The organism is Brevundimonas sp. BR2-1, from assembly GCF_037626195.1.
Taxonomy (GTDB): Bacteria; Pseudomonadota; Alphaproteobacteria; order Caulobacterales; family Caulobacteraceae; genus Brevundimonas.
Map to the genome: position 1 here is coordinate 318,820 of NZ_JARKMV010000002.1, position 25,382 is coordinate 344,201.

Sequence of the window (25,382 nt, forward strand, 5' to 3'; positions counted from 1 at the left end):
CCCTACTGACGCGCGGCGTCCGACCGGGCGCGCACGACGGCGAACTCCGACGTCGGCTTCCAGCCCGGCCAGTCACCGCTGTTCGCGAGGTTCAGACCCAGATGATACAGCAGGGTCAGGTTCTCGACCGCCGAGGTCAGGTCCCAGTCCGCCGACCATTCGTCCGACGGCTTGTGATAGTCGGCCGCGAACTTGGCGCGCCACGCGGCCTCGCCGGCCTCGCGCCCGCCCTCGACCCAGTCCCAGCCGTGCCAGGGCATGATCGCCGGCACGCCCATCCGCGCGAACGGGAAATGGTCCGAGCGGTAGTAGAACCCCTCCTCCGGCATGCCGTCGTCGGAGACGTAGCGGCCCAGCGGTTCGGCCAAGGCCTGCAGCCGGTCCTCCAGATCATTCTGCCCCTTGCCGAAGATCGGCACGTCGCGGGTCGGGCCCGACAGCGGCAGCATGTCGATGTTGATGTCGGCGACCGTCGTCTCCAGCGGCCACACCGGATTGGCGGCGTATCCATAGGCGCCCATCAGCCCCATCTCCTCGGCGGCCATATGGGCGAAGACGATCGACCGTTTCGGCGCCGGCGCGGCCTTGATCTGACGCGCCATTTCCAGCACGCCGATGGTGCCCGAGGCGTTGTCCCAGGCCCCGTTCCAGATGTTGTCCCCGGTCACGGTCGGATGTTGTTCCGCGCCGCCCACATGGTCCCAGTGGGCCGAATAGATGATGGTCTCTTCGGGATGCTCGGTCCCGGGGATCCGGGCCAGCAGGTTGTGGGTCGTCAGGGTGTCGACGGTCTCGGCGACATCGACCGACAGGGCGACGCCCGGCAGCGCCACGGCCTTGAACGACCCGTCGGCGATGTTCGGCAGCTGGCTGATGTCCAGACCGGCGGCGGCGGCCCAGGCGGCGGCCGTGTCGTGCGGCATGGCCCCCGAGAATTCCAGATCGGCCGCGCCCGGCGTCAGGATGCGGGTGCGGGCCGCGCCGCGCAGGGCCCCCTGCCACATCGGCGAGGCGGCGGGCTGGGCCACCAGGGTGATGATCCCGACCGCGCCGCGGCGGAAGGCCTCATCGGCCTTGTAGGCGCCGGATTCGTAGTTGGTCGAATATTCGCCGTTGAAGCGCTCGCCCTCGGGCTCGCCCGGCACGACCACCACGACCTTGCCGCGCACGTCGGCGTCGCCATAGTCGTCCCACTGGCGCTCGGGAGCGTAGATCCCGTGGCCGACGAAGACCACGCCCGCGTCGCGGATCGAGGCGCGGCCGTCATTGGTGACGGCGCGCAGCACGATGTCGGTTCCCGGCGTCAGGGCGTGGACCTGACCGTCCGGCCCGGTCCAGCTGGCCGTCGCGCCGGCGACGGGGGTGTAGCGTTTCAGTTCGACGGGCTGCAGCCACTGGCCGTTCGGGCCGCCGGGCTCGAAACCCATGGCCTCGTACTGGGCCTGCAGCCAGGCCAGCACCATCCGCTCGCCCTCGGTGCCGGGATAGCGGCCCTGGTATTCGTCGGCGCTGATGGTGCGGATGTTGTCGCTGATCCGCGCGGCCGAGAAGTCCTGGGCCGAGGCCATGCCGGCGGCCAGAAGCACGGCGGCGACGGCGGCGCCGCCCATCATCTTGCGAAACATTTGGCGGACTCCATCCCCGGATTTGATGGCGCGCACTCTAGGGCGGCCCCGCGGGACCGCCCGTTAAGTTTTCGTCATCTGGCCCTTAGCGGCGCTGGGCCGCCGAGGGCGCACGGGCCGGTCCGAACTCCGAACCCGGCATCCATTCCGGCCAGTCGCGGCTGTTGGCCAGATCGCGGCCGATGTTGAAGATCAGCTCCAGATCCTCGACCTGACCGCGCAGGTCCCAGTCGGCGGACCATTCGTCATCCGCCTGGTGATAGCGGCGCGAGCCGTATTCGCTCCGGGCCGCCTCGCGCGCCGCGACGGGCTCGTCGCGGAAGGCCCCGCCGCCGTCGACATAGGCCATCGGCACGCCGCGCTTCGCCAGCGGGAAGTGGTCGGAACGGAAATAGCTGCCCGAGGCCGGATTGCCGTCCGGCCTGGCGGTGCGTCCCTGACGCGTCGCCTCGGCCGTGACCCGGGCGTCGAGGTTGGATTGGCCCGAGCCGATGATGTCCACGTCGGCGACCCGGCCATAGACGTTCATGGCGTCGATGTTGAAGCCCGCCACGGTCGTGGCCAGCGGATACACCGGGTTGGCGGCGTAGAATTCCGACCCCAGCAGGCCGCTCTCTTCGGCGGTGAAGCTGATCATCACGATCGATCGCTCGGGCCGCGGGCCGGCGGCCCACAGGCGGGCCAGTTCCAGCAGGCCGGCGGTGCCCGTCGCGTTGTCCACGGCGCCGTTGAAGATCGCGTCTCCGCTCGCGTCAGGCTCGCCGACGCCGATGTGGTCCCAGTGGGCGGTGTAGAGAATGGTTTCATCCGGGTGGGTCGAGCCCGGCAGGCGGGCGAGGACGTTGTGGGTGACCACGCGGCTGGTGGCCACGTCGAACATGCCGCTGAAGGTCGCGCCGGTTAGTTCGACCGGACGGAAGTCGCGGCTGCGGGCGCTGCTCTTCAGCGCCTCGAAATCCTGGCCCGCGCGGCGGAACAGGTCGACGGCGACGTCGCGCTGCATCCAGGCTTCCATCGGGACGCGTTCGGCGGCGGCGTTGGCGCGGACGATGTCGAACTGCGGACCCGACCAGCTGTTCTGCACCGTGGCCCAGCCGTACGAGGCCGGGGCCGTCTCGTGCACGATGATTACGCCGGCGGCGCCCTGACGGGCCGCCTCCTCATACTTGTAGGTCCAGCGGCCGTAATAGGTCATGGCCCGGCCGTTGAAGGTGTCCAGCGCCGGCTCTTCGAAGTCGGCGTCATTGACCAGCACGACGATGACCTTGCCGCGCACGTCCACGCCCTTGAAGTCGTCCCAGTTCCGCTCGGGCGCCTTGATGCCGTAGCCGACAAAGACCAGCGGCTTGTCCGTCAGCGTGACCTGGCTGCCCGGCAGGCGGGTCGAGATGGTGATCTGCTGACCCTGGGTCAGGGGAATGCTCTCGCTTCCGACCTTCAGCTGCACGCCCCGGAAATTGGAGGCGGTGAAACGGTTCAGCGCCACGTCCTGGGTCCACGACCCGTTGGCGCCGCCGGGCTCGAAGCCGGCCGCCGCATACTGTTCGCTGAGGTAGCGGATGGTCATGTCCTCGGCCGGCGTGGCGATGCCCCGGCCCTGGTATTCGTCGCTGGCCAGCACGCGCACATGCTCGGACAGGCGGGCGGTGTCGAAGCTGGCGGCGGGCGGCGCCGCCCCCCCTCCGTCCATGGTCGCGCAGGCGGACAACAGGGCGCCGGCGGCAAGCACGGCGGCGGTCGGGAACAGACGCATGGACGGATACACCCTCGGTCAGTGACAGGACGGGGCGGACCCTAGGGCCAGTTTTTCGCACTGTCGATGCAGCCCTCCGTCAGGGCGCCGGATCGACCGCTCCCGCCGCCGGCCAGCCGGTGTCCCCGACGCGGGTCAGCCGCATGTCGATCATCCCGCGCGGCGGCTGCCCCTCGGCGACGTACGTCCCGACCTCGTGCCAGGTCCCGTCCTTCACCACGGCGACATACCGGATCCTGGCCCCGGGTCCGGCAGGCGTCTCCCAGCGAAAGCCGTCCTCCGTGGCCTCGAACGCATAGTCGCCGGAATAGCCCTGGGCGTAGGACCGGAAGCCGTATTTGCCCGCCCGCGCATCCCACGACACGATGGCCATGGCGTTGAACTGCGTCGAGCCGTCGGCGGCGTAGCCCCGTCCCTCGATCACCCGCACGGACCCGCCCAGCATCGGGCCGACGCGCTCGGTCTGGGTCAGCTCCATGGTTCCACCCGGGCCATGGATGGTCGCCGTCCCCCGCCACTCCCCGTCAAGGAAGGCCAGCCGGTCCAGCGCCGCGCGCTGCGCCGGAGATCCGTTCGGTGAGGCCGGCGTCTGGGCCTGCGCCGCCATCGGCGCGGCGATCAGGACGGCGGCGAGGACAAGACAGGCGCGAATGGACATGGATCAGCCTCCCGGAATCTATACTTTGTCCTATAAAGTACTTTTTCGCCATGCGCAATCCGCACGAAAAACCCGCCGGAGCCATGGGCCCCGGCGGGTCATTCCGTCATCCGCAGCAGGCGGTCCCTAGTGGGCGACGCCCTGCCATATCCGGCGGTAGCTCATGTAGGTGATGCCCGCGAACAGGAACAGGAAGATCAGCACGCCCAGACCGGCCTGTTTGCGCTGGACCTGTTTCGGATCCGAGGCCCAGGCGATGTAGGCGGCCACGTCCTTGGCCATCTGGTCGACCGAGGCGACGGTGCCGTCGTCATAGGTCACCTGGCCTTCCATCAGCGGGTTCGGCATGGCGATGAAGCCGCCCGGCGGCACATGGGCGCCCTCGGGCATGAACGGCGTCAGGTCTCCGGCCATATAGACGTTGTAGTATTGGCCGGGCCGGATCTGCAGGCCGGCCGGAACCGCCTCATAGCCGGTCAGCAGCGAATAGATGTAGTTGGCTCCGCCGTGACGGGCCTTGGCCATCACCGACAGGTCGGGCGGCGCCGCCCCGCCGTTGGCCGCCGCGGCGGCCGTGGCGTTCGGATACGGGCTGGGGAAGCGGTCGGCGGCGGTGCCGTCGCGCATCACCGGCTCGCCGGTCTCGGTGTCGATATCCGCGATCTGGACTTCCTTGGCCAGCGCCTTGACGAAGCGGTTCTCGGCCGCGTTGGCCTGATGCTCGTCGTAGAAGGGCCCGCCCGGCTCGGCCAGGGTGCGGAAATGCATGAGGTTCATGCTGTGGCACGAGGCGCAGACCTCGCGGTAGACCTTGTAGCCCCGCTGCAGCTGGCCCTGATGGAAGGCGCCGAACGGGCCGTCGAAGCTGAAGCCGCCGTCGCGCAGCTTGTGCGCGGCGCCCTCGGCCATCGCCGGCTGGGCGGCGAAGGCCAGGCCGGCGGCGGCGGCGATCAGGACCAGGGTCTTCTTCATGGCGCGGATATTCGTCTGGAGGATCATGGTCGCGATCAGCCCTTCTTCTCGGGCGAGGCCGGAGCCGCCGCCGTCATGGCGTCGCCGCCCGACAGAACCGGTTCCGAGATCGTCGCCGGGATCGGCTTCGGCGTCTCGCGCAGGCCGACCAGCGGCATGATCACGAGGAAGAAGGCGAAATAGTACAGCGTCGCCAGACGGGTCAGCCACAGATAGCTGTTCAGGTCGCCGTCGATCAGGACGAAGGTCTTGAAGTTCCCGATCACCGGCGCGTCAGGCAGCTGCGCGCCGCACCAGCCCAGGATCAGGCCGACCAGCACGAAGATGACGAAGAAGGTCCGCATGGTCGGGCGATAGCGCATCGACCGCACCTTGGACGTATCCAGCCACGGCAGGACGAACAGCACGCCGATGGCGCCGAACATGGCCAGCACGCCGCCGAACTTGTCCGGGACGGCCCGCAGGATCGCGTAGAAGGGCAGCATGTACCATTCGGGCACGATGTGCGCCGGCGTCACCAGCGGATTGGCCGGGATGTAGTTGTCGGCGTGGCCCAGGGCGTTCGGCATGAAGAAGACGAACACCGCGAACAGGATCAGGAACAGGATGATGGCGAAGCCGTCCTTGACCGTGAAATACGGGTGGAACGGCACCGTGTCCTTGGCCATCCGGTCCTTCGGAATCAGGATGCCGACCGGGTTGTTCTGACCCGCATGGTGCAGGGCCCACAGGTGCAGCACGACGCAGCCGGCGATGACGAACGGCAGCAGATAGTGCAGCGAGAAGAAGCGGTTCAGGGTCGCGTTGTCGATCGCCGGGCCGCCGCGCAGCCAGATCAGGACCGGCTCGCCGACGACCGGGATGGCCCCGATCAGATTGGTGATCACCTCGGCGCCCCAGTAGGACATCTGGCCCCACGGCAGGACGTAGCCCAGGAAGGCGGTGGCGATCATCAGGAAGAAGATCAGGCAGCCGACGATCCAGATCATCTCGCGCGGCGCCTTGTACGAGCCGTAGTACAGGCCGCGCAGCATGTGCAGATAGACCGCGATGAAGAACATCGAGGCCCCGTTGGCGTGGGTGTAGCGGATCAGGTCGCCGCCGTTGACGTCGCGCATGATGCGCTCGACCGAGGCGAAGGCCAGTTCGGTATTGGGCACATAGTGCATGGCCAGGACCACGCCGGTCGCGATCTGCACGACCAGGCACAGGGCCAGGATGCCGCCGAAGGTCCACCAGTAGTTGAGGTTCTTCGGGGTCGGCAGCGACATGTAGTCAGCGCCGAAGCGGACGATCGGCAGTCGCGTGTCGAGCCACTTCTCGATGCCGGTCTTGGGGACGTAGGTGGATTCGTGATCGCTCATCGGTCTCGCCCTCAGCCGATCTTGATGCGGGTGTCGGAGAGGTAGTCATACTCCGGCACGACGAGGTTCTTGGGCGCGGGGCCCTTACGGATGCGGCCCGACGTGTCGTAGTGCGAGCCGTGGCAGGGGCAGAACCAGCCGCCGAAATCGCCCGCGCCGAACGTCGGGATGCAGCCCAGGTGGGTGCAGTTGCCGATGAGAACCAGATACTGCTGGTGCCCGGCCTTGATGCGGTCGGCGTCGGTCTGGGGGTCCTTCAGGGCCGACAGCGGCGTCGCCACGGCTTCCTGGATTTCCCGGGGCGTGCGGTAGCGGACGAAGACGGGCTTGCCCTGCCACTTGATCACGACCTGCTGGCCTTCCTGGACCTTGCTCATGTCGAACTCGATCGACGCCAGCGCCAGGGTGTCGGCGGCGGGGTTCATCGAATTGATCAGCGGCCAGGCCAGCATGGCCCCGGCGCCCACGGCGGCCGCGCCGGCCGCGATATGGATGAAGTCCCGGCGGGAGGCGTCGCCGCCTGTACCGTTCTCAGTCACGACCGATTCGGCCACGTCTTACTCCTCGTGCGCCGCGATCCGCGCCCGAAAGGGGGTGCGGCGAAAAACGGCATGGATGCTTTAGCGGCTTCCCTTCGGTCTGGCCCGGCCCTGTGTTGCGGCTCATCGCCGCAAACTGCGCCGCTCCTTGAGAAACAGTCGCAATTCGAGCCGCGACAGACCCCCAGGCCGCGCGTATGAGGGCCTTAGAATGCGTCTCGCCCTTTTTCAACCGGCCATTCCGCAGAACGTGGGCGCCTGCATCCGCCTGGGCGCCTGTTTCGGCGTGGAACTGCATGTGATCGAGCCCACGGGTTTCCGCTTTGACGACCGGGCGATGAAGCGCGCGGCGCTGGACTACGGCCCTCTGGGACACATGACGCGCCATGCCGATTGGAACGCCTTCCAGCGCGATCGCGGTCCCGGGCGTCTGATCCTGTTCACCACGAAGGGGGCGACGCCGCTGAACGAATTCGTCTTCCGGCCGGACGACACCCTGCTGTTCGGCAGCGAACCCACGGGCGCCCCGGACTTCGTCCACGACGCCGCCGACGCGCGGGTCATTATCCCCATCCAGCCGGCAGCCCGCTCGCTGAACCTGTCGGTGTCAGCGGGGATCGCGCTGTGGGAGGCGTTGCGCCAGACGGGCTGACCTATTCCGGCGCGCCCTCGACCGCGATGACCGCCAGGTTCGGTCGCTCGCCCTTCCGGCTCTCCGCCACCGCCTCGACCGCCCGCATGACCCGCAGCGCGTTTTCCCCCGCCAGTTTGCGGATGTCCGCCTCGGTCCAGCCGTTCGCCATCAGGGCCGCCAGCAGGCGCGGATAGCCGTCCACCCCCTCCAACCCGACCGGCAGGGCGTCCACCCCGTCGAAATCGCCGCCCAGACCGACATGATCGATCCCGGCCACGTCGCGGACATGCTGGATATGGGCGACCACATCGGCGATCGTCGCAACGGGGACCGGATGCGCCGTCTGCCACGCCGTCAGCCCGGCGGTGACCGCCTGCGGATCGCCGGGGTTCAGCGACTTCAGCCGCGCGTCCTCCGCCGCCCGCGCCGCGTTCCAGGCCCGCACCGTCTCGGACACGAAGCCCGGCACGAAGGTGACCATCACCACCCCGCCGTCCTCCGGCATCAGACGCAGCACGCTGTCGGGCACATTGCGCGGGTGCGCCGTGATCCCCCGCGCCGAGGAGTGGGAGAAGATCACCGGCGCCTCGGAAACCCGCATGGCGTCCAGCATGGTCTCTTCCGAGACGTGGCTCAGATCGACCATCATCCCCAGCCGGTTCATCTCACGCACCACCTGCTCGCCGAACGGCGACAGCCCGCCCCATTTCGGCGCGTCGGTGGCGCTGTCGGCCCAGGTCGTCGTCCTCGAATGCGTCAGGGTGATGTAGCGGGCGCCCGCGTCGAAGAACTCGCGCAGCAGTCCCAGGGAATCATCGATCGAATAGCCGCCCTCCATGCCGATCAGCGAGGCGATCTTCCCGCGCCGGTGGATGCGCTCGACGTCGGCGGCGGTCGTGGCCAGCTCGAAGGCATCAGGATGGGCCGCGACGATCCGCTTGACCGTGTCGATCTGTTCGAAGGTCTCGCGCGCGGCCTCGGTCGGCGTGAGGGTCGCGGGCACATAGACCGACCAGAACTGGCCTCCGACCCCGCCGGCCCGCAGGCGCGGAATATCGGTGTGCAGGTCGGTCGAGGCGTCGAGGTTGGCCGCCAGATCGACGGCGTAGGGATCGTTCCCGTGCCCCTGCCGGAGCGCCCACGGCAGGTCGTTGTGCCCGTCGATCAGCGGCGTCCGCTCCAGAATCCGCCGCGCCCTCGCCTCCCCCGCGTCCTGGGCCAGCACCGGACCGGCCGCCAGCACGGCGGCGACAGTGGAAAGAAGGATGGTGCGGATCATGACGGGCTCCCCGAAACAGCGACGCCGGACAGTGCCAGACGCGGCGAGGTTGGCAAGGCGCACACCGTCCGGCGCCCCCTGCCCGTCGTCATCCCGGGGGCGCGCAGCGAACCCCGTGACCCGGCGGCGCGCGAGAGCGCGACCCTGTCGGGAGCGCGGCTGTGTCCGGCATCGCCTTCGGCGCCGCCGGGTCCCGGCCTGCGCCGGGATGACGACGGGCAGGGTGCGGATATAGTCGCACTGGCGGAAAAACATCCCGCCTTTCCAGCCGCTTCCGCTTTTGAGACCCCGTTCTCCTGCGCACCCCCTCCCGGCGCCCGCATAATGGCTGCATCCCGTCGCGGGGGAGGGCGTCTGGCGCCAGGGCCAATCACGTGCGGCGGGATGCGATCGAGCGGGAAACGTCGTCCCGGAATCGTCGCCCGGACCCTTGCGCGGCTCATACCTGCGGCTTGTGGAATAACGGGGGCGTGGGGGCGGCGGACTGCCCGGGGGAGTGCGAAACCCCGGGGCCCGGAAGGCCTGGCCGCCTTCCGCCCGTCGCGGGCTTACGACGGACAGGGCTGAATGCGGCGACAAGGCCGGGGTCGGGAAATGCCGAAAGCCCCGCAGGCCGCCACCAGAAGCCCGCCCCCGTCGGCTTGCGTGAACCGGTCGCGCGGAGCGAAGGCGGCGACGCCGAAAAACATATCCGGTCCCCGCAAAGCGAAAGCAGGGGGCCACATCACGGTTCCGGGCAGACCGCCCGCGCTCCGCCACCTCCCCGCACTTTTCCGCGGAAACGCCGAAGAGGCGCCGACGCATGCCTTCTCCCTCGAACCCGGAACGATTACAGACCCCCCATGACCAACGCCGCCCCCTCGCTGGATCGACGCAAGGCCGAGACCCAGGCCTGGTTCGAAACCCTGCGCGACCGCATCCACGCCGGCTTCGAAGCCCTGGAGGACGCGGCCCCCGTCGATCTCTTCCCCGGCGAACCCGGCCGCTTCGTCCGCACGCCCTGGAGCCGGCCCGAGGGCGGCGGCGGCGTCATGGGCATGATGCACGGGCGGCTGTTCGAAAAGGTCGGGGTCCACGTCTCGACCGTCCACGGGACCTTCCCCGCCGATTACGCCAAAACCGTGCCTGGCGCGGCCGAGGACCCCCGCTTCTTCGCCACCGGCGTCAGCCTGATCGCCCATCCGGTCAGCCCTCGCATCCCCGCGGTGCATATGAACACCCGCTTCATCGCCACGACGCAGAGCTGGTTCGGCGGCGGCGCCGATCTGACGCCGGTGCTGGACGTGGACCGCCGTCCGGACGCGCCCGACACCGTCGCCTTCCACGCCGCCATGAAGGCCGCCTGCGACGCTCACGATCCCGACTGGCATGCGCGCTTCAAGGCGTGGTGCGACGAATATTTCTGGCTGCCGCACCGCAACGAGCCGCGCGGCACCGGCGGCATCTTCTACGACCATCACGACAGCGGCGACTATGCGAAGGATTTCGCCTTCACCCGCGATGTCGGGACCCGTTTCCTCGAGGCCTGGTCGGCCATCGTCGCCGGGCGGATGGCTGAACCCTGGACGGCCGAGGAGCGCGAGGAACAGCTGGTCCGGCGCGGCCGCTACGTCGAGTTCAACCTGCTCTACGACCGCGGCACGATGTTCGGCCTCAGGACCGGGGGCAATGTGGACTCGATCCTCAGCTCGATGCCGCCCGTGGTGAAATGGCCCTAGGAGGACCGGCCCCGGGGCTCAGGCTGCGTCGCGCTCCGGCTCACCGTCCAGCGCCGCGGCGATGGCGTCGAACAGGCTGACCAGGGTCACCGGCTTGGTCAGGTGACCATCGGCCCCCGCCGCCCGGCCCGAGGCCACATGCTCGGCCATGGCGTTGGCCGTCAGCATCACCACCGGGGTCCGTTTCAGTCCGCCGGCCGCCTCCAGGGCGCGTATCTCGCGGGTCGCGGTCAGCCCGTCCATGACCGGCATCTGCATGTCCATCAGCACCAGGTCGAACCCGCCGTCCTTGAACGCCTCAACCGCCTGCTGTCCGTCCTCGACCGCGACCAGCTCCATCTCCGTGGCCGCCAGCATGATCTCGACGACCTTGCGGTTGGCCGGATGGTCGTCGGCCAGCAGGATGCGCAGCGGCGTCGTGGCGACGTCCACGCTCGCAGCGGGCTCCGCCTCGCTCGCGGCGTCGCTCACCCGCGGCATCGGAATCTCGAACCAGAAGGTCGAGCCCTTGCCCGGCGTGCTGTCGCAGTCCAGCGCCGTCCCGCCCATCAGCTCGACCAGGGCGTTCGAAATGGTCAGGCCCAGGCCCGTGCCGCCGTAGCGGCGCGTGATCGACCCGTCCGCCTGCTGGAAGCGACGGAAGATGCGGCCCTTCTGGTCGGGGTCGAAGCCGACGCCCGTGTCCGTGACCCGGAACACGGCCCGACCGTCCATGGTCGACATCACCGAAAGCCGCACCGAGCCCGAGGAGGTGAATTTCAGCGCATTGCTGACCAGATTGGTCAGCACCTGCCGCAGGCGCACCATGTCGCCCTCGACCAGGCCGGACAGGGCCTCGTCGAACTCGACCACCATGGCCACGCCCTGATCCTCGGCCTTGACCCGCCACAGGGCGGCGACGTCCTTGACCGACTGCTCCAGATTGAAGGGCGCGGGTTCGAACGTCAGCTGCCCCGACTCGATCTTGGCGCTGTCGAGAATGTCGGACAGCAGCCGCTCCAGCGTCGCACCGGACGAGCGGATCAACTCGACCATCTCGTGCTCTTCCGGCTTCAGGTCGCGGCGCGCCAGGGTGTCGGCCATCGACACCACGCCGTTCAGGGGCGTCCGGATCTCATGGCTCATATTGGCGAGGAATTCGCTCTTCGCCCGGTTCGCCTCCTCCGCGCGCCGCTGGGCCAGACGCAACCGGCCGCTTTGCCGGTGCTGCCAGACCAGGGTGGCCCCGGCGAACAGCAGGAAGATCACCCCGATGCCGATCACCGCCCGCTGCAGGCCGGTGTTGGACCGCGCCGTCTCCAGCTGCGTCCGCCGCTCGGCCAGCTGCTGCTGCATATTGCCGGTGACCTGGTGGATGCCGGCGCTGTAGCTGCGCGCCGCATCGGTTTCGCTCTCGACCATATGGGCCCGGAGAAGGCGGAAAGCCTCCTCATGCCGGCCTTCCGCGAACAGCACCTCGGCCTCGACGTGATCGACCTCGGACTGGATGCCCGTTTCGGCCTCCAGACGGCGCAGCGCGTTCACGTCCCGGCGGGCGCCGGCGATCTGGCCGGTCCGGGCCCGGGCGATCGCCCGCAGCGGCAGGGCGTCGGCGGCGACGAAGGCGGCCTCGCCCAGCGACTCTCCATAGGGCTCCAGACAGGCCAGCACCGCGCGAGGCTCGTTCCGGGCGTGCGCGACCGTGGCGCACAGGCTGGCGTCATAGACCGAGAGCGTGGTCAGTCCCGCCCGTTGCGCCAGACGGTGGTGAGCCGCGAAATACTGGGCCGCCCGGTCTGCGTCCCCGACCTTCACCGCCATCATGGTAAGATTGTACAGGCTGTCGAAGTCGGGCCGCGGATAGGCCGGGTTGGAATAGTCGATCTCGAATTTCCGGAACGCGTCCGCCGCGCCGGTGACGTCGTTGAGCTGTTTCAGCCCCATGCCCGTCACCTCCCAGATCCCGGCGTGGGCGGTTGCGGCGAAGGGGTCGTTGACCGGGATGCCGGCCTGGGCCTCGGCCAGCAGCTCCAGCCCCTCCCCGATCTTGTCCTCGTCGAACAGGGCCAAGGCCGCCAGACGGACGGCGTGGGCCCTGACGAACCAGTCCTCGCCCGTTTCCGCCGTTCGGCGCATCTCGGCGGCGACGCCTGTCTCGCCCTGGTCATAGCGGATCGTCAGGGTGTTCAGCCGGGCGATGTCCTTATACCGCTCGTCCCCCTGCCGCTCGGCCGCCTCTGCCAGCCGGCGGTTCCACAGCGCCGCCTTGTCGAAATCCCCCTGGTTCAGGATCGTCCAGGTCACGTGATAGAGCCGGTTCAGGCCTTCGCGGTCGTTGCGGCGCATGGCGGCCTCGCCGAACCGGTCCAGCGCCGCGAAGTCGGTGGAGCCCGCCCGGGCCTCGACAAACCGCGCCAGCCTCAGGGCGTCGTCGGGGGCGTCCTGCGCCGCCGGCGCAACCGGCTGGGCTCCAACGGGCGGCGCTCCGCTGCAGACGACTGCGGCGGCCAGAAGCGCGAGAACAACACGGACAAGCGACATGGAAATTCCGACTGTGTCGCCTTTCCTCGCACGACATGTGTTGAGCAAGGTTTAGCGAACAGCGATTCACCTTTTCCGCGCGTCAGGATATCGAGACTCACGGCCCGCGATCGGCTAGACGCCCGCCATGTCCGACGCAGATCCCGTGGTCCTGATCAACGTCTATCGCTGCGATCCGGCGAAGCTGGAAGCGCTGATGGATCTGCTGACCGTCATGGTCCGCGCCCAGCGCGAGGCGGAGGGCTTCGTGTCCGCCACCCTGCACCGGGGACTGAATGGCAAGGTGGCGGCCGTTCACGCCGTGTGGCGGACCCGCGACGACTGGAAGGCCATGACCCGCCTGCCAGGGGTCAACGCCGCCATGGAGCCGATCATGGCCATCGCGACCTTCGAACCGCATCTGTACGAGGCGTGCGAGGTCTTCGACCAGGACTAGGTGAACCAGACGTCAGCCTTGGCGCCGGCGTCGCCCAGGGTTTCCGCGACCCAGCCGCAGATTTCGCGCGCCGCAGCCTCGGCTCCCGTCGGCGGGTTCAGGATCACCACCGCGCAGCCGTTCATTCGCATGGGATCGGTCAGCGGCCGCAGCCGGGCCTCAGCCACCAGCACGCGCTGGGCCCCGGCCTGACCGAGCCGGCGCAGAAAGCCGTCGAACGTCTCGAGATCCTTCAGCGGCGTCCAGATCGCCACCGTGGCCCGGGCGTCGCCGCGGACAATGGCGGCGCCCGTGTCGGCGGCGCGCAGATAGTCGTCGGGCTTTTCGAACGGCGGATCGATCAGCACCAGCGGCCCGGTGGCCTCGGCCGCCCAGGCCCGCGCCTGCTCATAGCCGTCTCCGCCCTCGGCCGCCGCTTCCGGATAGGGTTCCAGCGCCTCGGTCAACATGTCGAGCACCGGCGGGTTCAGCTCGAAGCCGACATAGCGGTCGTCATCCCTCAGCGTCTGCGCCACCAGCAGGGGGGAGCCGGGATAGAGAGCCGCTCCGCCATTCGGGTTCAGCCGCGCCACGGCGGCGGCCAGCGCCTCGATCAGCGGCGGACGCCCCTCGGCGGCCATCAGCCGCGCGACGCCGGCCTCGGCCTCCCTCGACCGCGCCGCGTCGCCGGTCAGATCATAGAGGCCGGCCCCGGCGTGGGTGTCGATGACCGTAAGCGGGCCTTCGGTCCGGCGCCGTTCGAGCAGCCACAGAAGCAGGGCGTGCTTGACCAGGTCGGCGAAATTTCCGGCGTGAAAGCTGTGACGATAGTTCATGAGGGCTTCCGTCGTCTGCCCGGCTCCCGCGGTCAAGGGCGGACGGGAACCGTCTCAGGTCGCGCATCGTTCGGCGACGCAACCCGGAGTGCGAAGTGATCGATCATCCCGTCCTGTCCGACCGCCAACGCACCCCGCCCCGGGCGGTGGCCGAGGCCGCCCGCAAGGGTCTCGATCTCAGAGAGGAACATGGCCGCGGCGGAACCGGGGTCGGCGTGCGCCGCGCCGAACAGCTGATGTCGCGGGCGCTGGTCAGCGACCGCGACATCAAGTCGATGTACAGCTATTTCGCTCGCCACGCGGTGGACAAGCGGGCCCGCCGCTGGGGCGATGCGGACAGGCCCTCGACCGGCTATATCGCCTGGATGCTGTGGGGCGGCGACGACGCCCGCGACTGGATCGAAGGCTTGCGCAAGGCCCTGCGCGAGGTCGGGGTATGACCGCCGGTGCGGCCGCCGAGGTCCCGCGGGGCCTGACCTGGTGCAGCGACGAACATCCCGGCATCCGGCGCACCGCCTCGGGCAAGGGCTTCAGCTATCATGACGTCAACGGCGCGCTGATCCGGGACGAGCCGACGCTGGCGCGCCTTCGGGCGCTGGCCATTCCCCCGGCCTGGACCGACGTCTGGATCTGCCCTCGCGCCTCCGGTCACATCCAGGCCACGGGCCGCGACGTGAAGGGCCGCAAGCAGTACCGCTATCACGAGGGCTGGAGCAGCCACGCCGCCGAGACGAAGTTCGAGCGCCTTCCCGCCTTCGCCAGGGCCCTGCCGAAGCTGCGGAAGCGGGTCGAGGCCGACCTGAACGGGCGCGGCGTATCGCGCGACAAGGTGCTGGCCACCGCCGTCCGGCTGCTGGAGATCACCCTGATCCGCGTCGGCAACGCCCAGTATGCGAAGCAGAACCGATCCTACGGCCTGACGACACTGAACAAGCGGCACCTCGACCTTGACGGAACCGCACTGACCTTCGCCTTCAAGGGCAAGAGCGGGGTCGAGCATGAGGTGAAAGTCAGGGATCGTCGGCTCGCGACCGTGGTTCGGTCCCTGCGCGAGCTTCCGGGCCAGCAGTTGTTCAAGTACCGGGACCCCGAGGGTCGGCTGTGCGCGATCACCTCGGACGACGTGAACGCCTACATTCGGGAGGCCATGGGCGACCAGTTTTCGGCCAAGGATTTCCGCACCTGGGCCGGCACCGTCTCCGCAGCCCGGGTCCTGCGCGACATGGACCCGCCCGCCTCGCCGACCGAGGCGAAGCGCCAGATCACCGTCTGTGTGAAGGCGGTCGCCGGCCTGCTGGGCAATACGCCGACGGTGTGCCGGTCGTCCTATGTGCACCCGCGGGTGTTCGAGCTTTTCGAAAGCGGCGACCTGGCGGACGCCCTGCCCGGGCCGGATACGGCGAGCTTCGAGGGGGCCCTGATCAAGACATTGACCTGACGACATTGTAACTAGGATTCGGGGAAAACGGCGGTTTACGAAACCGCCTTTTGTCGGAGGGATCCAAACAATGTCGGTATCGAATAACTTTCTGCGCCTCGGTGTTCTGTCGGCCTTGGTCGGCATGTCGCTGGGTGTCTGGATGGGCGCGAACCAGGACTTCGTGCTGAGACCCGTGCACGCCCACATCAACCTGATCGGCTTTGCATCCATGATGCTGTTCGGCCTGTTCTATCGGTCGTTCCCGGCGGCGGCCCAAGGCTGGCTGCCCAGGGCGCATTTCGGCTTGTCCGTGCTGGGCTTCCTGATCCTGATGCCGTGCCTGAGCCTGATGCTGCTCGGCAAACCGGTGTTCTTGCCCGCCATGATCGCCTCGGAGATCATGCTGGTGGCCTCGATGCTGCTGTTCGTCATCGTCGTGTTCATGGCGACGATGAAGAAGGGCGAACCGACGACGGCCTGAGGCGTCAGGCCGTCGTCCAGTAGCCGCGACTGCGGGCGCTGACTGGCGCCCTCGTCGCCTCGACCCGGGCCAGAATGGCGGCCCGGAACGCGTCCGCCTGCTCATCGCCGACCAGCAGCCGCAGCGACCGGATGATCCGCGTTATGCGCAGATGGTTGTGATCGTTGGGCATCAGCCAGTCGTGGGTGGCGCGATAGAAGGCGTCCATCCGGTCCGTCGCGGCGGCGAGAGCGTACTGGGCCATGCCCGAATTCCTGATCGCCTCGACATCTGCGTCGGTCAGCACGGGCGCGTCGGGCATGACGCGCGACGGTTCCCGCAACGGGAACAGCCACTGGATGAAGTCGTGATTCCGCTCCAGCGCAGCGTTGTCCATGGCCAGAACGTCGAACAGGCTGCGGCCGCGCGCGTCCGGTCCCGCGCCTTCCAGAAAGGGTTGTATCGCGCCGGACACGGTTTGGGCCTCAGGCCGCCTTGTCCCAGTTCAGAACCACCTTGCCGGACTGGCCCGAACGCATGGCTTCGAAGCCTTCCTCGAAGCGCTCGTAGCTCATCTGGTGGGTGATCAGCGGGGTCAGGTCCAGGCCGGCCTTCAGCAGGCCCAGCATCTTGCGCCAGGTCGTGAACATCTCGCGCCCGTAGACGCCCTTGATGGTCAGGGCCTTGAGGATGATCGCGCCCCAGTCGGTCTCCATCGGCTTCGACGGAATGCCCAGCATGGCCATGCCGCCGCCCATGATCAGCGTGTCGACGCACTGTTTGAAGGCGATGGGAGAGCCCGACATCTCCAAGGCCACGTCGAAGCCGACCTTGAGGCCGAGTTCGTGCATTACGTCATGCAGATCTTCCTTCGTCGTGTTCACGGTGCGCACGCCCGGCGCCACCCTTTGCGCCAGCTCGAGGCGGAAATCGTTGATGTCGGTCAGGACCACAGTGCGGGCCCCGGCGTGGCGGGCGACGGCGGCGGCCATCATGCCGATCGGGCCCGCGCCCGTGACCAGCACGTCCTCGCCCAGCAGGTCGAACTGCTGCGCCGTGTGCACCGCATTGCCGAACGGATCGAGGATCGAGCCGATCTCGTACGGCACGTCGTCGGGCAGTTCGATCACGTTGAAGGCCGGGGCCACGACGAACTCGGCGAAAGCGCCCTGGCGGTTCACGCCGATGCCGCGGGTGTCCGGATCGAGGTGGAAATGGCCGGCGCGGGCGGCTTCCGAGTTCAGGTCGATGACATGACCCTCCGCCGAAACGCGCTGGCCGACCTTGAGGCGGCGGTCGACGTCCTTGCCGATGGCGACGATTTCGCCGGCGAACTCGTGGCCCGTGATCATGGGGACCGGGACGTTCTTCTGGCTCCACTCGTCCCAGTTCCAGATGTGGATATCAGTGCCGCAGACGGCGGTGCGCCTGACGCGGATCAGCACGTCCTCGGGCCCGGCGACCGGGATCGGCGCGTCGATCAGCTCCAGGCCGATCCCCGGCTTCGTCTTGGCCAAGGCCTTCATGGTGTCGGTCATTGCGGTCTTTTCCCAGGCTGCAGGAGCGCCTATTAGCCATTGATCGCGGTTCATGCGAGCCGCTCTTCGCAACCGCTGTCGGCAGGCTCCTCGGGCACACGCAAATGTTACTTCTCTTCAGGGTAGCATTCCGCACCTTTGGCGTGCGTCACCATGGCGCCAAGGGAGGGTTTTGAAATGAGATCCATAGTATTTGCAGCCACCATTGCGGCGACGCTGGCGCTGGCTCCGACCACCACAACGGCCGGACCGCTCAATTGCGAATGGGACCCGATCTATGCCCCGGGGCCGGCTGATCTTGATCCCGACGGGGATGGCGTGTGGTTCGAGCCGGGTCAGGCCATCGCGCAAACCGGTCCCATCATCGGATGGAACGTCACCTGCGAAGGCGTGGAGTCGGAAGAAGTCGAACCTTGATCCAACGTCCATGACGCGAGCTCGCCAGTCCAGATGGGGGACTGGCGAGCTCTAAACTCCGCGGGATCGCGTTATCCAACGATCCCCAGATCCCGTCCCGCCGTTCTGAAGGCGTCCACGACCTGATCAATCTGTTCGAAGGTGTGCGCCGCCGACATCTGGGTGCGAATCCGCGCCTGTCCCCGGGGCACGACCGGGAAGCTGAAGCCGATGACATAGACGCCGAGCTCGAGCGCCCGGGCGGCGAAGTCCTGAGCCAGTTTCGCGTCGCCCAGCATCACCGGAATGATCGGATGCTCGCCCGGCAGCAGGTTGAAGCCCGCCTCCGTCATGGCGGCGCGATAGCGGGCGGCGTTGGCGAACAGCTGTTTGCGCAGGGCGTCGCCCTCCTCGCCGCCGGCGATGCGGATGGCCTCCAGGCTCGAGCCGCAGACGGCCGGCGCCAGGGCGTTGGAGAAGAGATAGGGTCGGGCCCGCTGCTTGAGCAGGGAGACGATCTCGGCCTTCGCGCAGATGAAACCGCCCATGGCCCCGCCCAACGCCTTGCCGAAGGTGCCGGTGAGGAAGTCGATATCGACGCCGTGGTAGGCATAGGACCCACGGCCCTGCGGCCCGAGGAAGCCCGTGGCATGGCAGTCGTCGACCATGATCAGGGCGTCGTACCGGTCGGCCAGCCCCCGGATGTCCTTCAGCTTGGCGATGTAGCCGTCCATCGAGAAGGCGCCGTCGGTGGCGATGACGATGTTACGGGCCCCGTCGGCGCGGGCCTCCTTCAGCTTCGCCTCCAGATCGTCCATGTCCGACGTCAGGAAGCGATAGCGTTTGGCCTTGCACAGCCGCACGCCGTCGATGATCGAGGCATGGTTCAGGCTGTCCGAAACAATGGCGTCCTCTTCGCCGAACAGCGGCTCGAAGATGCCGCCGTTGGCGTCGAAGGCGGCGGCGAACAGGATACTGTCTTCGAACCCCAGGTAGTCAGCGACCGACCGTTCCAATTCCTTGTGGATTTCCAGGGTGCCGCAGATGAAGCGGACTGAGGCCGTACCCGCGCCCCACCGTTCCTGGGTCCTGATTCCCGCCTGGGCGACGCGTTCGTCGCCGGCGAGGCCGAGATAGTTGTTGGCGCAGAAATTCAGCACGTCGCGCCCGCCAACCGTGATCACGGACCCCTGACGGGAGGCGATGATCCGCTCGGGCTTGGTCAGCCCCTGGGCGTCGATGTCGGCGAGTTCCGCGCGTACGCGATCGTAGAAGGCCAGATTGGAGGCTTGGGTCATGGGCGCTCCGCTACGCCGTTTTTCCGCCCGTTTGAACCCCCCGAACGCGCGGCTCACCCGCCAGGCGTAGGGGCCGGCTCGGCTACCGCCCGGAACGGACTGATCTGGATCCGGCCGCCGCAGGGGGTGAAGGTCTGGGCGAGGGTCGCGGGCGAGGTGTCGTCCGGCGCGGTCGCCCGGATCCGGGCGGCGGTCGGACAGACCGTTTCACCCTGGGCCTCGTTCGGCACCACCGTCCAGGCCACGTCGAAGAAGGCTTTGGCCTGCGGCTGGACGGTCACTGGCGCCGGCGACTGTCCCGCACGCAGATAGGAGCCGGGGTTCTGTTCAGAACGAACGGCCGTCAGGTTGCGGCCGCGTGCATCCTGCAGGGTCACCGTCGGATAGCCGGTCAGGCTGCAGACCTGGGCGCCGACGTTCTGGACCCCGACGATAGTGACCCGGTGCCCCATGCCGGCGTCGCCGCCGTCCGCCGAGAGCTTGAGCTGGGGTCCCTTGCAGGGTACGGCCGCGGCGGGCAGTGGTCCGCCGGGCAGGGTTTCAGGCGCCGGAACCGGGCCGGGCGCGACCGGACCCGAGGATGGACGGCTGCAGCGCTCCAGCACGGCGATGCCGACATCCTGATTGGGGCCCAGGCGGCTGAGGGTCGCGCTTTCCTGACCGTTCGCGGTCACGGTCTGCCATTCCAGACCCGACCCGGTGAAGCGCGCGCCGGACGCGGCCTGGACGGTGCGGAGAACGTAGGTCCGGGCCTTGTACGTAAGTTGAGCCGTGGCGGTGTCCGGATAACCCACCGTGACCGACTGACCGCTTTCGCAGGCATAGCTGATGGGGGCTCCCACAGGCGCGGCCGGCGCGGGGACCGGCTCAACCGGAGCGGTCGGCGGAGCCTCGGCCTCCTGCGTACAGCCGGCGGCGGCGAGCAGGGCCAGGGTCGAGACGATCGTGCTGGCGTTGCGAAGACGGCGCATGGAAGCTCCACATTGAGTCCAATGGTTAACGTCAGCCAAGGCCAAAGGCTCCGCTTGCGCAAGAGCGCAGGCGATCGGTCAGGCGGTAAGCAGGCGCGGCAGCTTGAACGCGACGGTTTCGCGCTCGCCGTCGTCTTCCACGACCGTAGCGTCGAAGCGGGCGCGAACGGCCTCGATCAGTTCCTCGATCAGCCGTTCTGGCGCCGAGGCGCCGGCTGTGATGCCAAGTGTCGACACGCCCTCGAGCCAGGACCAGTCGACCTTCTCGGCGTCATCGACCAGACGTGCGTCCCGGGCCCCGGCGCGCAGGGCCACCTCGACCAGCCGCACGGAGTTGGAAGAGTTGGCGGACCCCACCACCAGCACCAGCTCGCAGCCCTCGCCCAGCCGCTTGACCGCCTCCTGACGGTTGGTGGTGGCGTAGCAGATGTCTTCCTTGTGCGGGTCGGGCAGTTCGGGGAAGCGGCGCTTCAGCACCGCCAGGATTTCGCTGGTGTCATCGACCGACAGGGTCGTCTGGGTGGCATAGGCCAGCGGGGCGTCGCCGGGACGCTGGAACGCCTCCGCGTCGGCTACCGTCTCGACCAGGCTGATGGCGTCCGGCGGCAGCTGGCCCATGGTGCCGACGACCTCGGGGTGGCCCGCGTGGCCGATCAGGATGATGTGGCGCCCGGCGGCGTGGTGGCGTTCGGCCTCGACATGGACCTTGGAGACCAGCGGGCAGGTGGCGTCGAGGAACAGCATCTCCCGGGCCCGGGCCGTGGCCGGCACCGACTTGGGCACGCCGTGTGCCGAGAAGACCACCGGCCGGTCGTCGGGGCAGTCGTCCAGTTCCTTGACGAAGACAGCGCCGAGGGCCTTGAGCCGCTCGACCACGTGGCGGTTGTGGACGATCTCGTGCCGCACATAGACGGGCGCACCGTATTTCCCGATGGCCCGTTCAACGATCTGGATAGCCCGGTCGACACCCGCGCAGAAGCCGCGCGGCGTGGCCAGACGCACGGTCAGGGCGGGCTTGGCAGCCGGGTGGATGGGCGCGTGGACGGTCATGGCCGGAACCTAGTCGTTCGAAGGCACCGCCGCCACCTGCATCCGGCCCGGTGTTTCCGCACGCGGGTTTGCCGCGCCTCGGTTTAGCCGCTATCAGCGGCGAGCGTGCCGCCCGGGCGTCGGGCTGTCGCCGCACCTCCTCGTTTCCGGAAGACACTGCATGCGTCGCGTCCTCAAGGTTTCCCTGGCCTCGGCCCTCGCCGCCGCCGCGATCGCGGTCGTTACCGTGCCGACCGCCGCCAACGCCCAATACGGGTCCCCTGGCCAGCAGAATCGGCCGGGTCAGGATCAGCAACAGGCGGGCGAACAGGAAGACAGGCCGCGCCCGCCGCGGATCGCGCCCCTGCGCCAACGGGCCGCCGCCGGCCCCTGCCCCTATGTGAAGGTGCTGTACGACGCCGCCCGCTACGTCGAATTGACCGGCGACCGTGTGGCTGCCGCCAATGTCGGCTACACCGGCGAGATCGAGGGTCTGGTGTCGGACTGCGGCTATCAGAACGACGACCCGATCACGGTCCAGATGCGCGTCCTTTTCAACCTGGGCCGAGGACCGCAGGCCCAGGGCGACGGCCGAACCTATCGCTACTGGATCGCCGTGACCGAGCGAAACCGCGCCATCCTGGCCAAGGAATATTTCGACCTGCCCGTCAGCTTCGACGGCGAGCAGACCGCCACGGTGACCCAGGATCAGACGGTCGTCATCCCGCGCGCCACCGCCACGACCAGCGGCGACCATTTCGAAATCCTGGTCGGCTTTGACGTTACGCCGCAGATGGCCGAGTTCAACCGCTCGGGCAGCCGGTTCCGCGTCAATGCGGGCACGCCGGCGACCGCCTCTCCCCCGGCCCAGTAAATGACCGACCTCAGAACTGTCCTGGGCGAAGCGGTCGGGGCCGCCTTCGCCGCCGAAGGCGTGGACCCCACGCTGGCTCGCGTCACCCCGTCGGACCGCCCGGACCTGGCCGATTTCCAGTCGAACGGAGCCCTGGCCGCCGCCACGGCGCTGAAGGCCAATCCGCGCGAACTGGCGAGCCGCGTCGCTGATCGGCTGTCCGGTGATCCGCGTCTGTCCTCGGTCGAGGTCGCGGGACCGGGGTTCATCAATCTGAGGCTGGCCGACGCCGCCTTGTCCGCGCGGGCCGCCGAGGTCGCGGCCGACCCCGACCATTCCGGCGCCTCGCCGGTCGCCGCGCCGCGCAAGGTCGTGATCGACTTCGCCGGACCGAATGTGGCCAAGCCAATGCATGTCGGCCATCTGCGCTCATCCATCATCGGCGAGAGCCTGAAGCGGCTGTTCCGTTTCCGCGGCGACACCGTCTGGGGCGACGCCCATTTCGGCGACTGGGGCTTCCAGATGGGCCTGCTGATCGTCGCCGTCGGCGACGAGGGCAAGGCGGATGATTTTCTGGCAGACGGCGATGGTCCCTTCCCGGCCAGCAGTCCGGTGACCCTTGAGGATCTGGAGCGCCTCTATCCGGCCGCCGCGGCCCTGGCCAAGGAGGACGCCGGCTTCCGCGACCGCGCCCGCAAGGCGACGGCCGAGCTGCAGGGCGGACGGCCCGGCTATCGCGCCCTCTGGGCCCATTTCGTCGCCGTCAGCCGCACGGCGCTGGAGCGCGAGTTCGGCGCTCTCGGCGTGACCTTCGACCTGTGGAACGGCGAGAGCGACGCAGACCCCGTCATGGCCGAGATGATCGCCCATCTCGAGAAGACCGGCCTGCTGGTCGAGGACGACGGCGCCCGGGTGGTCCACGTCGCCAAGCCCGGCGAGACCCGCAAGAAGAAGCTGGCCGACGGCTCGGTGATCGAGGCCCCCAGCCCGCCGCCGCTGCTGGTCATCAGCTCGGAAGGTTCGGCCATGTACGGCACGACCGACCTGGCCACGATCCTGGATCGCCGCAAGGCCATCGATCCAGACCTGATCCTGTACGTCGTCGACGAACGTCAGGCCGAGCATTTCGAGCAGGTGTTCCGGGCCGCCTACCTCGCCGGCTACGCCGCCGAGGGATCACTGGACCACCTCGGCTTCGGCACAATGAACGGCCCGGACGGCAAGCCCTTCAAGACCCGCGCCGGCGGCGTCCTGAAGCTGCACGACCTGATCACCATGGCTGTGGAAAAGGCGCGCGACCGGCTGCACGAGGCGCATCTTGGCGAGGACCTGACCGAAACCGAGTTCGAGGCCATCGCCCACAAGGTGGCGGTCGCCGCCCTGAAATTCGCCGACCTGTCGAACAGCCGGACCACCAGCTACGTCTTCGACCTCGACCGCTTCATGAGCTTCGAGGGCAAGACCGGCCCCTATCTTCTGTACCAGGCGGTGCGGATCAAATCCCTGCTGCGCAAGGGCGCGGACCAGGGCGCGGCGCCCGGCCCCATCGTTATCGCCGAACCGGCGGAACGCGATCTGGCCCTGACGCTGGACGCCTTCTCGCAGGCGGTGGCCGAGGCCTATGACAAGCGGATGCCGCATGTCGTGGCCGAGCACGCCTATCGGCTGGCGCAATCGTTCTCGAAATTCTACGCGGCCTGCCCGGTGCTGATCGCGCCCGACGAGGCGACGAGGGCCTCGCGGCTGGCGCTGTCGAAAGCGGCGCTGGATCAGCTGGAGACCGCTCTTCGCCTTCTGGGAATCGACACGCCGGACCGGATGTAGGTTAGACTGGTGGCCTCTCAACGGAGGCCGTCCATGTCGCTCGACGCCTATATCGCCGGCCTGCCCAAGGCCGAGCTTCATCTGCATATCGAGGGTTCGCTTGAGCCCGAGCTGATGTTCGAGCTGGCGCGGCGCAACAAGGTCTCGATTCCGTTCGACAGCGTCGAGGCCGTGCGCGCGGCCTATGACTTTTCGAACCTGCAGGACTTCCTCGACATCTACTATGCCGGAGCCGAGGTTCTGCGGACCGAGCAGGACTTCCACGACCTGGCCCTGGCCTATTTCCGCCGGGCCGCCGCCGACAACGTCCGGCATGCCGAGATTTTCTTCGACCCCCAGACCCATACCGACCGGGGCCTGCCGTTCGGCGTGGCGGCGGACGGACTACTGAGCGGCATGAAGGCGGCCGAGACCGAGCTGGGCGTCACCTCGAAGCTGATCCTGTGCTTCCTGCGCCATCTCGACGAGGCCGCCGCCATCGACACGCTCAACGCGGCGGAGCCCTGGCTGGACCGGATCGCCGGGGTCGGGCTGGATTCGTCCGAGGTCGGCCATCCGCCCTCGAAATTCCGGCACGTGTTCGAACGCGCCGGCCATATGGGTCTGAAGCGCGTGGCCCACGCCGGCGAGGAAGGCCCGCCAGCCTATGTCTGGGAGGCGCTGGATGTGCTGCAAATCGACAGGATGGATCATGGCAACCGGTCGATGGAGGACCCGCGCCTGATCGAGCGGCTGGCCGATGAGCGGATGACGCTGACGGTCTGCCCGCTGTCGAACCTCAAGCTCTGCGTGGTCAGGGACCTGAAGGACCATCCCGTGCCGGAGATGCTGCGCCGCGGCATTCACGTGACCCTGAACTCCGATGACCCGGCCTATTTCGGCGGCTATGTGAACGACAACTACCGTCGACTCGCCGATGCAGTGGGCCTGAGCCGGGAGCAGGTGACCCTGATGGCCCGCAACAGCTTCGAGGGATCGTTCCTCGACGCCGCCGACAAGGCGGCGCGGATCGCTGAAGTCGAGGCTTGGGCCGCCCGTTCCGCTTGACTTCGCGCCGGAGTCGGGGCCTAGGTCCGCTCGCTCTCGCGGGAGAGATCGGGACCTTCTCGAAGGCTCCGGAGCCGAAGGCGCAACCGCCCCGGAAACGCTCAGGCAAACGGACCGCGAGAACACACGGACGCTGGAAAGTCGCTCTCCGGAGCGCGCCGACGGAGCAAGGCGGCCTCGCTTGAGGGCGTCGGAATCTCTCAGGCTTCAGGACAGCGGGGGCGCGAGGACGG

Annotated in this window: 24 protein-coding genes and 2 riboswitches; of the genes, 10 read left to right on the forward strand and 14 right to left on the reverse strand. The window is 68.3% G+C overall.

Annotated features, from left to right (window positions below):
* Positions 1 to 2 precede the first annotated feature (2 nt).
* From BrevBR_RS11065 to petA, 6 genes are all read right to left on the reverse strand, one after another.
* Entirely contained in the window at positions 3 to 1,625 is a 1,623-nt protein-coding gene (locus BrevBR_RS11065) for a M28 family peptidase (protein ID WP_340000978.1), read from the reverse strand.
* Positions 1,626 to 1,710: 85 nt separating this feature from the next.
* A complete protein-coding gene (locus BrevBR_RS11070) occupies positions 1,711 to 3,378 on the reverse strand; it encodes a M28 family metallopeptidase (RefSeq protein WP_340000979.1) in 1,668 nt (555 codons plus the stop codon).
* A gap of 79 nt (positions 3,379 to 3,457) precedes the next feature.
* Positions 3,458 to 4,036: a DUF1579 domain-containing protein gene (locus BrevBR_RS11075; protein WP_340000980.1), complete on the reverse strand. Its 579-nt coding sequence runs from the start codon at positions 4,034 to 4,036 to the stop codon at positions 3,458 to 3,460.
* Positions 4,037 to 4,162: 126 nt separating this feature from the next.
* Complete coding sequence (locus tag BrevBR_RS11080) at positions 4,163 to 5,035, reverse strand: cytochrome c1 (protein WP_445214758.1); 873 nt, start codon at positions 5,033 to 5,035, stop codon at positions 4,163 to 4,165.
* A gap of 8 nt (positions 5,036 to 5,043) precedes the next feature.
* On the reverse strand, positions 5,044 to 6,372 hold the full coding sequence (locus tag BrevBR_RS11085; RefSeq protein ID WP_340000981.1) for a cytochrome b: 1,329 nt from the start codon (positions 6,370 to 6,372) through the stop codon (positions 5,044 to 5,046).
* Between the two features lie 11 nt (positions 6,373 to 6,383).
* Positions 6,384 to 6,926, reverse strand: a complete 543-nt coding sequence (petA, locus tag BrevBR_RS11090) for a ubiquinol-cytochrome c reductase iron-sulfur subunit (protein WP_332640079.1) — start codon at positions 6,924 to 6,926, stop codon at positions 6,384 to 6,386.
* Between the two features lie 196 nt (positions 6,927 to 7,122).
* On the opposite strand from petA, the gene BrevBR_RS11095 reads away from it, so the two are divergent.
* Positions 7,123 to 7,563 (forward strand): tRNA (cytidine(34)-2'-O)-methyltransferase, encoded by a 441-nt coding sequence (locus BrevBR_RS11095; RefSeq protein WP_340000982.1) that lies wholly within the window; start codon positions 7,123 to 7,125, stop codon positions 7,561 to 7,563.
* 1 nt (position 7,564) lies between these two features.
* Here BrevBR_RS11095 and BrevBR_RS11100 read toward each other — a convergent pair whose 3' ends face one another.
* On the reverse strand, positions 7,565 to 8,824 hold the full coding sequence (locus BrevBR_RS11100; RefSeq protein WP_340000983.1) for a dipeptidase: 1,260 nt from the start codon (positions 8,822 to 8,824) through the stop codon (positions 7,565 to 7,567).
* 842 nt (positions 8,825 to 9,666) lie between these two features.
* Between BrevBR_RS11100 and hemF the strand changes: the two genes are divergently transcribed.
* A complete protein-coding gene (gene hemF / locus BrevBR_RS11105) occupies positions 9,667 to 10,542 on the forward strand; it encodes an oxygen-dependent coproporphyrinogen oxidase (protein ID WP_340000984.1) in 876 nt (291 codons plus the stop codon).
* An 18-nt stretch (positions 10,543 to 10,560) separates the two neighbouring features.
* On the opposite strand, the gene BrevBR_RS11110 is transcribed toward hemF, so the two are convergent.
* Positions 10,561 to 13,062, reverse strand: coding sequence for an ATP-binding protein (locus BrevBR_RS11110; RefSeq protein ID WP_340000985.1), 2,502 nt, complete (start codon positions 13,060 to 13,062; stop codon positions 10,561 to 10,563).
* A 127-nt stretch (positions 13,063 to 13,189) separates the two neighbouring features.
* Between BrevBR_RS11110 and BrevBR_RS11115 the strand changes: the two genes are divergently transcribed.
* Positions 13,190 to 13,498: an antibiotic biosynthesis monooxygenase family protein gene (locus BrevBR_RS11115; protein WP_332639319.1), complete on the forward strand. Its 309-nt coding sequence runs from the start codon at positions 13,190 to 13,192 to the stop codon at positions 13,496 to 13,498.
* Here BrevBR_RS11115 and rlmJ read toward each other — a convergent pair.
* Positions 13,495 to 14,313 (reverse strand): 23S rRNA (adenine(2030)-N(6))-methyltransferase RlmJ, encoded by an 819-nt coding sequence (gene rlmJ, locus BrevBR_RS11120; RefSeq protein ID WP_332639320.1) that lies wholly within the window; start codon positions 14,311 to 14,313, stop codon positions 13,495 to 13,497. The two genes, BrevBR_RS11115 and rlmJ, sit on opposite strands and share 4 nt — an antisense overlap.
* Before the next feature lie 95 nt (positions 14,314 to 14,408).
* Here rlmJ and BrevBR_RS11125 point away from each other — a divergent pair, with 95 nt between their 5' ends.
* The 3 genes from BrevBR_RS11125 (at position 14,409) to BrevBR_RS11135 (ending at position 16,214) form a co-directional block, all read left to right on the forward strand.
* Positions 14,409 to 14,753 carry a hypothetical protein gene (locus tag BrevBR_RS11125; protein ID WP_340000986.1) on the forward strand — a complete coding sequence of 115 codons (345 nt, stop codon included), beginning with the start codon at positions 14,409 to 14,411 and terminating at the stop codon, positions 14,751 to 14,753.
* Positions 14,750 to 15,751 (forward strand): DNA topoisomerase IB, encoded by a 1,002-nt coding sequence (locus BrevBR_RS11130; RefSeq protein ID WP_340000987.1) that lies wholly within the window; start codon positions 14,750 to 14,752, stop codon positions 15,749 to 15,751. Before BrevBR_RS11125 ends, BrevBR_RS11130 begins: the two co-directional genes overlap by 4 nt.
* 70 nt (positions 15,752 to 15,821) lie before the next feature.
* Positions 15,822 to 16,214: a hypothetical protein gene (locus BrevBR_RS11135; protein WP_332639323.1), complete on the forward strand. Its 393-nt coding sequence runs from the start codon at positions 15,822 to 15,824 to the stop codon at positions 16,212 to 16,214.
* A gap of 4 nt (positions 16,215 to 16,218) precedes the next feature.
* Here the strand turns inward: BrevBR_RS11135 and BrevBR_RS11140 are convergent, their stop codons facing one another.
* Complete coding sequence (locus tag BrevBR_RS11140; protein ID WP_340000988.1) at positions 16,219 to 16,668, reverse strand: opioid growth factor receptor-related protein; 450 nt, start codon at positions 16,666 to 16,668, stop codon at positions 16,219 to 16,221.
* 10 nt (positions 16,669 to 16,678) lie between these two features.
* Entirely contained in the window at positions 16,679 to 17,731 is a 1,053-nt protein-coding gene (tdh, locus tag BrevBR_RS11145; protein ID WP_340000989.1) for an L-threonine 3-dehydrogenase, read from the reverse strand.
* A gap of 177 nt (positions 17,732 to 17,908) precedes the next feature.
* Here tdh and BrevBR_RS11150 point away from each other — a divergent pair, with 177 nt between their 5' ends.
* On the forward strand, positions 17,909 to 18,148 hold the full coding sequence (locus BrevBR_RS11150; RefSeq protein WP_332639326.1) for a hypothetical protein: 240 nt from the start codon (positions 17,909 to 17,911) through the stop codon (positions 18,146 to 18,148).
* Positions 18,149 to 18,219: 71 nt separating this feature from the next.
* Here the strand turns inward: BrevBR_RS11150 and BrevBR_RS11155 are convergent, their stop codons facing one another.
* The 3 genes from BrevBR_RS11155 to ispH form a co-directional block, all read right to left on the reverse strand.
* Positions 18,220 to 19,425, reverse strand: coding sequence for a glycine C-acetyltransferase (locus BrevBR_RS11155; protein ID WP_340000990.1), 1,206 nt, complete (start codon positions 19,423 to 19,425; stop codon positions 18,220 to 18,222).
* A gap of 53 nt (positions 19,426 to 19,478) precedes the next feature.
* Positions 19,479 to 20,396, reverse strand: coding sequence for a DUF4232 domain-containing protein (locus tag BrevBR_RS11160; protein ID WP_332639328.1), 918 nt, complete (start codon positions 20,394 to 20,396; stop codon positions 19,479 to 19,481).
* A gap of 78 nt (positions 20,397 to 20,474) precedes the next feature.
* Entirely contained in the window at positions 20,475 to 21,446 is a 972-nt protein-coding gene (ispH, locus tag BrevBR_RS11165; protein WP_332639329.1) for a 4-hydroxy-3-methylbut-2-enyl diphosphate reductase, read from the reverse strand.
* Between the two features lie 160 nt (positions 21,447 to 21,606).
* Here ispH and BrevBR_RS11170 point away from each other — a divergent pair, with 160 nt between their 5' ends.
* Genes BrevBR_RS11170 through BrevBR_RS11180 form a run of 3 tightly spaced genes read left to right on the forward strand, consistent with a single transcriptional unit; the run spans position 21,607 to position 25,149 of the window.
* On the forward strand, positions 21,607 to 22,299 hold the full coding sequence (locus BrevBR_RS11170) for a Tat pathway signal sequence domain protein (RefSeq protein ID WP_332639330.1): 693 nt from the start codon (positions 21,607 to 21,609) through the stop codon (positions 22,297 to 22,299).
* Positions 22,300 to 24,102, forward strand: coding sequence for an arginine--tRNA ligase (gene argS, locus BrevBR_RS11175; protein WP_340000992.1), 1,803 nt, complete (start codon positions 22,300 to 22,302; stop codon positions 24,100 to 24,102).
* Between the two features lie 33 nt (positions 24,103 to 24,135).
* Positions 24,136 to 25,149, forward strand: coding sequence for an adenosine deaminase (locus tag BrevBR_RS11180; protein WP_340000993.1), 1,014 nt, complete (start codon positions 24,136 to 24,138; stop codon positions 25,147 to 25,149).
* 29 nt (positions 25,150 to 25,178) lie between these two features.
* Positions 25,179 to 25,276: riboswitch (glycine riboswitch) on the forward strand.
* Between the two features lie 4 nt (positions 25,277 to 25,280).
* Positions 25,281 to 25,367: riboswitch (glycine riboswitch) on the forward strand.
* The last annotated feature ends 15 nt before the right edge of the window (positions 25,368 to 25,382 follow it).

What these genes read in the sequence shown, in the direction of transcription:
- BrevBR_RS11085 (WP_340000981.1), bottom strand. Translation starts at nt 6,372, where the DNA reads ATGAGCGATCACGAATCCACCTACGTCCCCAAGACCGGCATCGAGAAG.
- BrevBR_RS11170 (WP_332639330.1), top strand. Translation starts at nt 21,607, where the DNA reads ATGCGTCGCGTCCTCAAGGTTTCCCTGGCCTCGGCCCTCGCCGCCGCC.
- BrevBR_RS11160 (WP_332639328.1), bottom strand. Translation starts at nt 20,396, where the DNA reads ATGCGCCGTCTTCGCAACGCCAGCACGATCGTCTCGACCCTGGCCCTG.
- rlmJ (WP_332639320.1), bottom strand. Translation starts at nt 14,313, where the DNA reads ATGAACTATCGTCACAGCTTTCACGCCGGAAATTTCGCCGACCTGGTC.
- BrevBR_RS11070 (WP_340000979.1), bottom strand. Translation starts at nt 3,378, where the DNA reads ATGCGTCTGTTCCCGACCGCCGCCGTGCTTGCCGCCGGCGCCCTGTTG.
- BrevBR_RS11130 (WP_340000987.1), top strand. Translation starts at nt 14,750, where the DNA reads ATGACCGCCGGTGCGGCCGCCGAGGTCCCGCGGGGCCTGACCTGGTGC.
- BrevBR_RS11150 (WP_332639326.1), top strand. Translation starts at nt 17,909, where the DNA reads ATGAGATCCATAGTATTTGCAGCCACCATTGCGGCGACGCTGGCGCTG.
- BrevBR_RS11115 (WP_332639319.1), top strand. Translation starts at nt 13,190, where the DNA reads ATGTCCGACGCAGATCCCGTGGTCCTGATCAACGTCTATCGCTGCGAT.
- BrevBR_RS11065 (WP_340000978.1), bottom strand. Translation starts at nt 1,625, where the DNA reads ATGTTTCGCAAGATGATGGGCGGCGCCGCCGTCGCCGCCGTGCTTCTG.
- BrevBR_RS11155 (WP_340000990.1), bottom strand. Translation starts at nt 19,425, where the DNA reads ATGACCCAAGCCTCCAATCTGGCCTTCTACGATCGCGTACGCGCGGAA.
- BrevBR_RS11075 (WP_340000980.1), bottom strand. Translation starts at nt 4,036, where the DNA reads ATGTCCATTCGCGCCTGTCTTGTCCTCGCCGCCGTCCTGATCGCCGCG.
- BrevBR_RS11180 (WP_340000993.1), top strand. Translation starts at nt 24,136, where the DNA reads ATGTCGCTCGACGCCTATATCGCCGGCCTGCCCAAGGCCGAGCTTCAT.
- BrevBR_RS11080 (WP_445214758.1), bottom strand. Translation starts at nt 5,035, where the DNA reads ATGATCCTCCAGACGAATATCCGCGCCATGAAGAAGACCCTGGTCCTG.
- BrevBR_RS11100 (WP_340000983.1), bottom strand. Translation starts at nt 8,824, where the DNA reads ATGATCCGCACCATCCTTCTTTCCACTGTCGCCGCCGTGCTGGCGGCC.
- BrevBR_RS11110 (WP_340000985.1), bottom strand. Translation starts at nt 13,062, where the DNA reads ATGTCGCTTGTCCGTGTTGTTCTCGCGCTTCTGGCCGCCGCAGTCGTC.
- BrevBR_RS11095 (WP_340000982.1), top strand. Translation starts at nt 7,123, where the DNA reads ATGCGTCTCGCCCTTTTTCAACCGGCCATTCCGCAGAACGTGGGCGCC.
- BrevBR_RS11135 (WP_332639323.1), top strand. Translation starts at nt 15,822, where the DNA reads ATGTCGGTATCGAATAACTTTCTGCGCCTCGGTGTTCTGTCGGCCTTG.
- ispH (WP_332639329.1), bottom strand. Translation starts at nt 21,446, where the DNA reads ATGACCGTCCACGCGCCCATCCACCCGGCTGCCAAGCCCGCCCTGACC.
- tdh (WP_340000989.1), bottom strand. Translation starts at nt 17,731, where the DNA reads ATGACCGACACCATGAAGGCCTTGGCCAAGACGAAGCCGGGGATCGGC.
- argS (WP_340000992.1), top strand. Translation starts at nt 22,300, where the DNA reads ATGACCGACCTCAGAACTGTCCTGGGCGAAGCGGTCGGGGCCGCCTTC.
- hemF (WP_340000984.1), top strand. Translation starts at nt 9,667, where the DNA reads ATGACCAACGCCGCCCCCTCGCTGGATCGACGCAAGGCCGAGACCCAG.